The organism is Streptomyces sp. NTH33, from assembly GCF_003236365.1.
Taxonomy (GTDB): domain Bacteria; phylum Actinomycetota; class Actinomycetes; order Streptomycetales; family Streptomycetaceae; genus Streptomyces.
In genome coordinates, this window is sequence record NZ_POTZ01000036.1 from 21,784 (window position 1) to 28,447 (window position 6,664).

6 protein-coding genes and 1 pseudogene are annotated in these 6,664 nt (G+C 76.8%); 2 read left to right on the top strand and 5 right to left on the bottom strand.

Annotation, left to right across the window (positions count from 1 at the left end; genetic code table 11):
- Nucleotides 1-254: 254 nt before the first annotated feature.
- Nucleotides 255-1,073 carry a hypothetical protein gene (locus C1I97_RS06085; protein WP_258382440.1) on the bottom strand — a complete coding sequence of 273 codons (819 nt, stop codon included), beginning with the start codon at nt 1,071-1,073 and terminating at the stop codon, nt 255-257.
- A complete protein-coding gene (locus tag C1I97_RS06090; protein WP_220040794.1) occupies nt 1,070-1,507 on the bottom strand; it encodes a hypothetical protein in 438 nt (145 codons plus the stop codon). The genes C1I97_RS06085 and C1I97_RS06090 overlap by 4 nt, the downstream gene beginning before the upstream one ends.
- 171 nt (nt 1,508-1,678) lie before the next feature.
- Here C1I97_RS06090 and C1I97_RS06095 point away from each other — a divergent pair, with 171 nt between their 5' ends.
- Entirely contained in the window at nt 1,679-2,584 is a 906-nt protein-coding gene (locus C1I97_RS06095) for a CBS domain-containing protein (RefSeq protein WP_111002192.1), read from the top strand.
- A 141-nt stretch (nt 2,585-2,725) separates the two neighbouring features.
- Nucleotides 2,726-2,902, top strand: a pseudogene (locus tag C1I97_RS41155) (4Fe-4S dicluster domain-containing protein); the annotation flags it as partial.
- 44 nt (nt 2,903-2,946) lie between these two features.
- On the opposite strand, the gene C1I97_RS06105 reads toward C1I97_RS41155, so the two are convergent.
- The 3 genes from C1I97_RS06105 to C1I97_RS06115 all read right to left on the bottom strand — a co-directional run bounded on the left by C1I97_RS06105 (nt 2,947) and on the right by C1I97_RS06115 (nt 6,504).
- Nucleotides 2,947-3,399 carry a universal stress protein gene (locus tag C1I97_RS06105; RefSeq protein ID WP_111002197.1) on the bottom strand — a complete coding sequence of 151 codons (453 nt, stop codon included), beginning with the start codon at nt 3,397-3,399 and terminating at the stop codon, nt 2,947-2,949.
- 359 nt (nt 3,400-3,758) lie between these two features.
- A complete protein-coding gene (locus C1I97_RS06110; RefSeq protein WP_111002198.1) occupies nt 3,759-4,016 on the bottom strand; it encodes a DUF1876 domain-containing protein in 258 nt (85 codons plus the stop codon).
- 106 nt (nt 4,017-4,122) lie between these two features.
- On the bottom strand, nt 4,123-6,504 hold the full coding sequence (locus C1I97_RS06115) for a heavy metal translocating P-type ATPase (protein ID WP_111002193.1): 2,382 nt from the start codon (nt 6,502-6,504) through the stop codon (nt 4,123-4,125).
- Between the last annotated feature and the right edge of the window lie 160 nt (nt 6,505-6,664).

Here is a 6,664-nt window from a genome sequence, read left to right on the forward strand (position 1 = left end):
CGGAACGGGTCGGCGGCCTGCCGGGCGGAGCCGCGGCTGGGGGAGAGCGAACCTCGGCCGCAGGCCGGCGTCGGACGTCTTCTCGTGCGGGCGCGGCACTTCCGCGTGGTGCGCGGTCGCCGGGGCGCCCCGGGCACGGCGGACCGAGGTCCACGAGGACGCCGGACGCCCGCGAGCCGGGTTCTGCCTCGGCCGGGAAGGGCGCGTGTACGGGGCCGTACCGCCGGCACGGGTGACGGCGTCCCGCGGCCGGCTCACTCCCGTGGCCGCCGGCGCGGCGAGGCCGCCCAGCGCCGTCGTACCGCTTCCTCGTGCTCCGCTTCCTCCAGCGCCAGTTCGACGGCGGCCAGTTCGCGTCTCAGCCGGAGGGTCCAGTGCCGGCGCAGGGCGCGGACCCGCTGGCGGGTGGTCTCCGCCTCGGCCGCGATCAGCTCGGCCGCGGCGTCGCGGCGCACGGGCGCCGGCAGGGGGCGCCGGTGCACGAACCGTTCGCGGGCCGTCAGCAGGGCGGCGCGTCCCTGCGCCCAGCGGCGCGTGGACGGTACGGCCGCGGCGGTCCGCCGGGCGGCCGCCATCCGCATGCCGGTGATCAGCGCCCACGGTGTCTCCGCGCCGGGGTCGCCCCAGGGCGAGGCGGCGAGCGCGGCGCGCAGTTCGGCGGGCGTCGCGGCGCGTTCGAGGGAACGCCAGGCGGTCTCCAGGGCACCGAGCCGGTACGGCTGCCACGCCGCGGCCTCCGGGTCCGTACCGGGACCACCCCGTACCGGCAGCCGGGACGCGACGTCGGCGATCTCGAACCCCGAGGCGAGCGGCCGGAGCAGGCGGGCGCCGCCCCGGGGCAGCCAGCCCGCCAGCACGCGCAGGTGCCACAGCAGCGTGGCGGTGACCGAACGCTGTGCCCCGGGCAGGGTGGCCGTCGCCCGCGCGTACCTGCCGTACGGTGTCCCGGCCAGGTGGTGCAGCGCGTCGTCGAGCGTGGTGCTCGCCGCGATCTCGCGGGCCCCGGCGCGTCCCGGGCAGCGGGCGGCCAGGGCACGGGCCCGGACCACTGCCGCGACCCATCCGGCACTCACGGTGCCCCCTCCGGCCGGTCCGTGACCCGCAGGGCGTCGACCACGGCCCGGTCGAGCAGGGCGGGCATGCGCTCCCGGGCCCGCTCGTACACCCGTGCGGCGGCGCAGTCCCCGGCCGAGAGGATGTCCCGTCCCTCCCGCTGCGCGGCACGGAGCACCGGCACCGCGGCCTCCTGCCGCACCCGCGGCGCCTGAGCCTGTGCCGCCGTCACGATCGCGGCCGCCTGCCGGACGGCGTCCTGCCTGATGACCTCCGCCTCGCGGTCCGCCGCCGCGCGGATCCGGGCCGCCTCCCGCTGGACGTCCGCCAGGCGGGCGAGAGGCGGTTCCAGTTCCGCGGCGCGCTCCGCCGCCCGGTCGGCGGGGACTCCGGTGACGGTCGCTCCCGGCGTGCCGGTGGGACGGAACCGGGCGAGGAAGTCCCGCAGACTCATCACGAGCGTCCTCCCGCTGGTCCGGCTGCCCCTTCCCCAGTCTCACCGCTTCCCCGCGAGCGCGCACCGGATGGGGCCATGGCGCTGCTCCACCAGGGCCATTCGGCTCTTGGCCCGGGGACGCGGAGCGCGAGACTGGGAGGGGACAACCCGAGGAGTCCGGAGGTTGCCATGAACCAGCACGAGAACCACTCGGCGGGCACCGAGGCCCGCCGCACCGTGCCGTCGCACGCCTGGAGTCCCCGTGAGGAGGCGAGGCAGGAACAACTCCTGCGGTATCTGGGCGCTGTCGCCGCGGTGGCGGCCAAGCACACGGCGGCCGAGCACGTGGCGGCCGGGCACGCGCAGGCTCCGGCCCCTCGGATCCAGCAGGAGCAGGCCCGGCAGGAGACCGGCGGGCCCCTCGGGCAACAGCCGTCGCAGCCCGAGGCCGGGCCCGGGGCCCTGCTGGTGCGGGACGTGATGGACGTGCCCGCCGTGTCCGTGCGGGACGACCTGCCGTGCCGGGACATCGCCCGCCTACTGGAGCGGGAGCACCTCGGGGCGGTTCCCGTGGTCGACGCCGACGACCGGGTGGTCGGAGTGGTGTCCGAGTCCGATCTGCTGGCGAAGGTCGCCTTCGAGGCGTCCGGCCGCCGGCCCGGCCACATCGGCAGGCTGCGGGGGCACAGGCTCCACGAGAAGGCCCGGGCCGAGGCGGCGGCCGACCTGATGACCAGCCCCGCGATCACCGTGCTGCCGGGTGCGACCGTCGCGGAGGCGGCCTGGCTCGCGGCGCTGTCGCGGCTGAAGCGGATCCCGGTCACCGACCACGGCGGCCGTCTGGTCGGCGTGGTGCGCCGCAACGCGCTGCTGCAGTCCCTGATCAGGGACGACGAGGAAATCCGGAAGGAGATCGAGGCGAAGATGCACGCCTTCTGCTCCCCGGCCGAACGCGGCACCGTCACCGTCACGGTGCGCGACGGGGTGGTGGACCTGACGGGCCGGATGTCGCAGGCCGCGGCGGCCAGGCTGGTGGCCGAGGCCGAGGACATCGACGACGTGGTCGAGGTGAGCAACCACCTCACCGTCGTCTGACGCCGGGACCCTCCGCCCGGCCGCCCGGCGAGCGGGCGCCGGCGGACCGCCCCGCTCTCCTTCGGTCACGAAGGAGAGATCATGAGCACGGACACCGACGTGAACACCCCGGCGCCCCCCCCCGCACCCGAGGAGAGGGTGATGGGCAAGGACGGGATGGCCGCCCTGGTGGACGTCCTGACCGGACGCGGGTACACCGTGATCGGCCCCACCGTGCGGGACGGCGCGATCGTCCTGGCGGAGCTGGAGTCGGCCGACCAGCTCCCCTACGGATGGGGTGTGGAGCTCCGGGCCGGACAGTACCGGCTGCGCCGGCGGCCGGGCTTGGGCCGTTCGGCCCCGGACGCCGCCGGACGGGCGGGTCAGTGTGCCGCGTCCTGGTCCTGCCGTACGACCACCACCGGGCAGGCCGCGTGCTGGGCGCAGCGCTGGCTGACCGAGCCCAGCATCGCCCGGGCGAAGCCGCCGCGGCCACGGCTGCCGACGACGAGGACCTCCGCTCCTTGCGAGGCGCGGACCAGCACTTCCGACGGATCGCCCTCGGCGAGGTGCTCCCGCATACCGGCTGGACGCTCGTCCGTGAAAACGGCGCGCAGTTCCTCCGCGAAGCGCTCCCGGGCCTGCTCCAGATCGAACTCCGGGTCGATCGCCGGCCCGGTCCAGCCGATGTCCGACGGCGTGTCCCAGGCGTACACCGCCTCCACGACACCGCCCACCAGCTGCGCGTACCGCACCGCCCAGCGCAGCGCGGCATACGACGACGGCGAACCGTCCACACCCACGACGACCCGCGGCCGCGGCTCAAAGGTCTGCATGGTCACCTCACTCGAGCTCCGCTGTCCCTACGTCCACACACGTCCACGCTGCCCGGCCGGGGGGGACCGTGCCAGCCGGAGCGTGCCGACCGTGCCGACGCCCCGGCGTCACCGGCCGGCGCCTCGTCACGGGACACACGCCAGGGCCGACCGGTCCGGTACGGCACGCCCGGGAGCGGGAGATAGGCGGGGACGGTGCTCCTCCGGGCCCCGCGGCGCGGCGCCGGGCGACCGCGGCTGCACGGCGGCAGCCGGCCCCACCCCCGAACAGCTGCCGGCCGAGCGCTTCGCCCGGGGAAACACCGCGTACCGCACCGCCGGCGCTCGTGCCGACGGCGCGGTCCGTGAGGGGACGGCCCTCAGGCCCGCACGGGGCCGGCCGTCCCGGCGATGTCGTCGGCGGCCACGTCGTGCAGCCGGCCGGCGAGGTCCTCCAGGGCCCGGCTCGCGGCCAGCTCGTCGCCGATCTCCGGAATCGGCCGGTCGACCGGGTTGCGCCGTGCCACGCCCCGGCCGGTGACGGCCGAGGTGTCGCGGGTGGTGAGCACGGCACGTGCGCGTGTCTCGTCGCCGTCCTCGGTGATGTCGATCTGCACGGTCCAGCGCTTGGCTTCCATCGCGACCACTTCCGTACGGAGGTCTCCCCGCTCCTTCCCACGATGCGCGGCGACCGCGGTGCGCCACCAGAGCCGAACGGCCCTGCCGGGCTCTCCGGAGGCGGCCTCAGGGAGCCAGCGAGAAGTAGTTCTCCTCCTCCTGGGTGAAGTGCAGCCGCAGCACGGTGTGCAGACCGTACAGGCAGGCGCGCAGGTCCTCGAGCTGCTCGGGGGCGAGCGCGCCCTGCGCGTCGGCGAGTGCGAGGTGGGTGGCCACCCGCCGGGCGAGCCGTTCGATCTCGGCGTGGGCACGGCTCATGGTCGCGGTCGCCTCGGGGCCGCCGAGGGTGGCTTCCAGGGCCGGGTAGAGCTCGTGCTCCTCGGCGTACTCGTGCGGCAGCAGCCGCTCGGTGAGCAGCCGGTGCACCTCGCGCACGGACTCCAGTGCCGGTGCCGGTGCGCCGGTGCCGCCCGCGGCGGTGTCGGAGAAGAGCCGGGCCGCGGCGTCGCGTACGGCCTGCAGCACGTCCTGCAGGTCGTCGTGCTCGGCGGCGAAGCGGTGGATCAGGGCCTCGGTGGCGGGTTCGAGGGCCGGCCGGGCCGCCCGGTCCACGCGCAGGGCGCGCAGCGCGTTGAGGATGACCGCCACGTCGATGCCCTCCTGCAGCAGGGCGCCCACGGCCGGCGGCAGCAGTCCCACGGCGGCCACGCCCATGGCCGCCAGGGACAGCAGCATGCCGCCGAGCGCGCTCTGCACGGCGATGCGGCGCGCCCGCACGGCGATCGCCGTGGCGTCGGCGAGCCGGTCCACGCGATCGGTGGTGAGGACGATGTCGGCGGCCTCGGAGGACGCGGTGGAGCCCCGTGCCCCCATCGCCACCCCGACGTCCGCGGCGGCGAGCGCGGGCGCGTCGTTCACGCCGTCGCCGACCATCACCGTGACCGCGCGCCCGCGTTCCGCGCGGACGGCGGCCACCTTGTCGGCCGGGGCCAGTTCGGCGCGCACCTCGTCGAGTCCGAGGACGGCGGCGATCTCCCGTGCGGGTTCGGGCCGGTCGCCGGTGAGCATCACGATCCGCCCGATGCCGGCCGTACGCAGCCGGCGCAGCGTCCGGGGCGCGTCGTGGCGCAGCGGGTCGCGCAGCAGAACCGCTCCGACGGGTACGCCGTCGACGGTGAGCCAGGCGACGGCGGCGCCGTCCAGCAGTGCCCGGTTCTCCGTCGCCCGGGCCCACTGAGGGACCGGTGTGCCCGGCTCCAGCCGGCCGACGGCCGTCCTGCGGCCCTCGACGATGCCGTACGCCCCCCGGCCGGCCTCCTCCGACACGTCCGTGGCCACCGACGGCTCCAGACCGCGCTCGCGGGCCGCGTCGACGATGGCGTGCGCCAGGACATGCGGCGAGTACTGGTCGACCGTGGCCGCCAGCCGCAGCACCTCGGCGGGCTTGAAGCCGGGGGCCGCGGTCACGTCCAGGACGCGCGGACGGCCGCCGGTGAGGGTGCCGGTTTTGTCCAGCAGCAGCGTCCGGGCCCGCCCGAGGAGCTCCAACGCGCCCCCGTCACGGACCACCACGCCCAGCCGGGACGCCCGGGACAGCCCGGAGACGATCGCCACCGGGGCGGCGAGCAGCAGCGGGCAGGGCGTGGCGACCACCAGCACCGCCACCGCCCGCACCGCCGAGCCGCTGAGCAGCCAGGCCAGCCCCGCGACCGCCACCGACAGCGGCAGGAACCAGGCCGCGTAGCGGTCGGCCAGGCGGACCACCGGGGCCGACTGGGCGCCCGCCTGCCGGGCCAGCCGCACGATCTCGGCGTAGGTGCTGTCCCGCTCGGTCGCGGTCGCCCGCAGTTCGAAGGCACCGCCCGCGTTGACCACGCCGCTGCGCACCGTCTGGCCGGGCACCCGCTCCACGGGCGCAGACTCGCCGGTGAGCACCGACTCGTCGAGCACGGCGGTGGCGTCCACCACCTGGCCGTCGACCGGGACGACCTCGCCGGCGCCGACGACGAGCAGGTCGCCGACGGCGACCTCGGCGAGGGGGACCCGGTGGACCTCGGTGCCGGTGCGCCGACGGGCGGTGCGGGGAGCGTGGGCGAGCAGCGCGCGCAGGTCGTGGGAAGCCCGCCGCTGGGCGGCGGCCTCCAGCGTGCGGCCGGTGGCCAGCATCAGGCCGATCAGCGCCCCGGCGAGGTACTCGCCGACCGCCAGGGTGCCGCCGAGCGCCAGGACCGCGATCAGGTCCACGCCGACCTGCCCGTGCCGCAGCGCGACCAGCACCCACCCCACCGCGGGGCCGACGGCGGCGATCGTGCCGAGCGCCCAGCACAGGTCGGCCGCGGCGGGCCGGCCGAGCAGCCACAGGACGACCCCGGCCACCAGGGCCGAGGCCGTGACGGCCAGCAGCACGGGTTCCAGCCGGGACGGCTTCGCCGGTGCCGCGGCCGGCGCGGGCACCGGGTCCGCGGGGGAGGTGCGGTCGGCGCGGTCAGCGCCGTTGACACGGTGCATGGCAGTCCTTACGGAGACCTCCGCGCGCGTGTGTCGCGCGGCGCGGCGGCGGGGACCGCCGCAACGTGCGGGAGGGCGGGCCGCACGGGCCTCCCCCTTTCTGCCCAGGGTCCGGCACTCCGTCCGGCGGATCCAGGGGCCGGACGGACCACTCCCCGCC

Coding starts and splice junctions, on each gene's coding strand:
- C1I97_RS06110 (WP_111002198.1), bottom strand. CDS start 4,016: ATGGAAGCCAAGCGCTGGACCGTGCAGATCGACATCACCGAGGACGGC.
- C1I97_RS06105 (WP_111002197.1), bottom strand. CDS start 3,399: ATGCAGACCTTTGAGCCGCGGCCGCGGGTCGTCGTGGGTGTGGACGGT.
- C1I97_RS06095 (WP_111002192.1), top strand. CDS start 1,679: ATGAACCAGCACGAGAACCACTCGGCGGGCACCGAGGCCCGCCGCACC.
- C1I97_RS06090 (WP_220040794.1), bottom strand. CDS start 1,507: ATGAGTCTGCGGGACTTCCTCGCCCGGTTCCGTCCCACCGGCACGCCG.
- C1I97_RS06115 (WP_111002193.1), bottom strand. CDS start 6,504: ATGCACCGTGTCAACGGCGCTGACCGCGCCGACCGCACCTCCCCCGCG.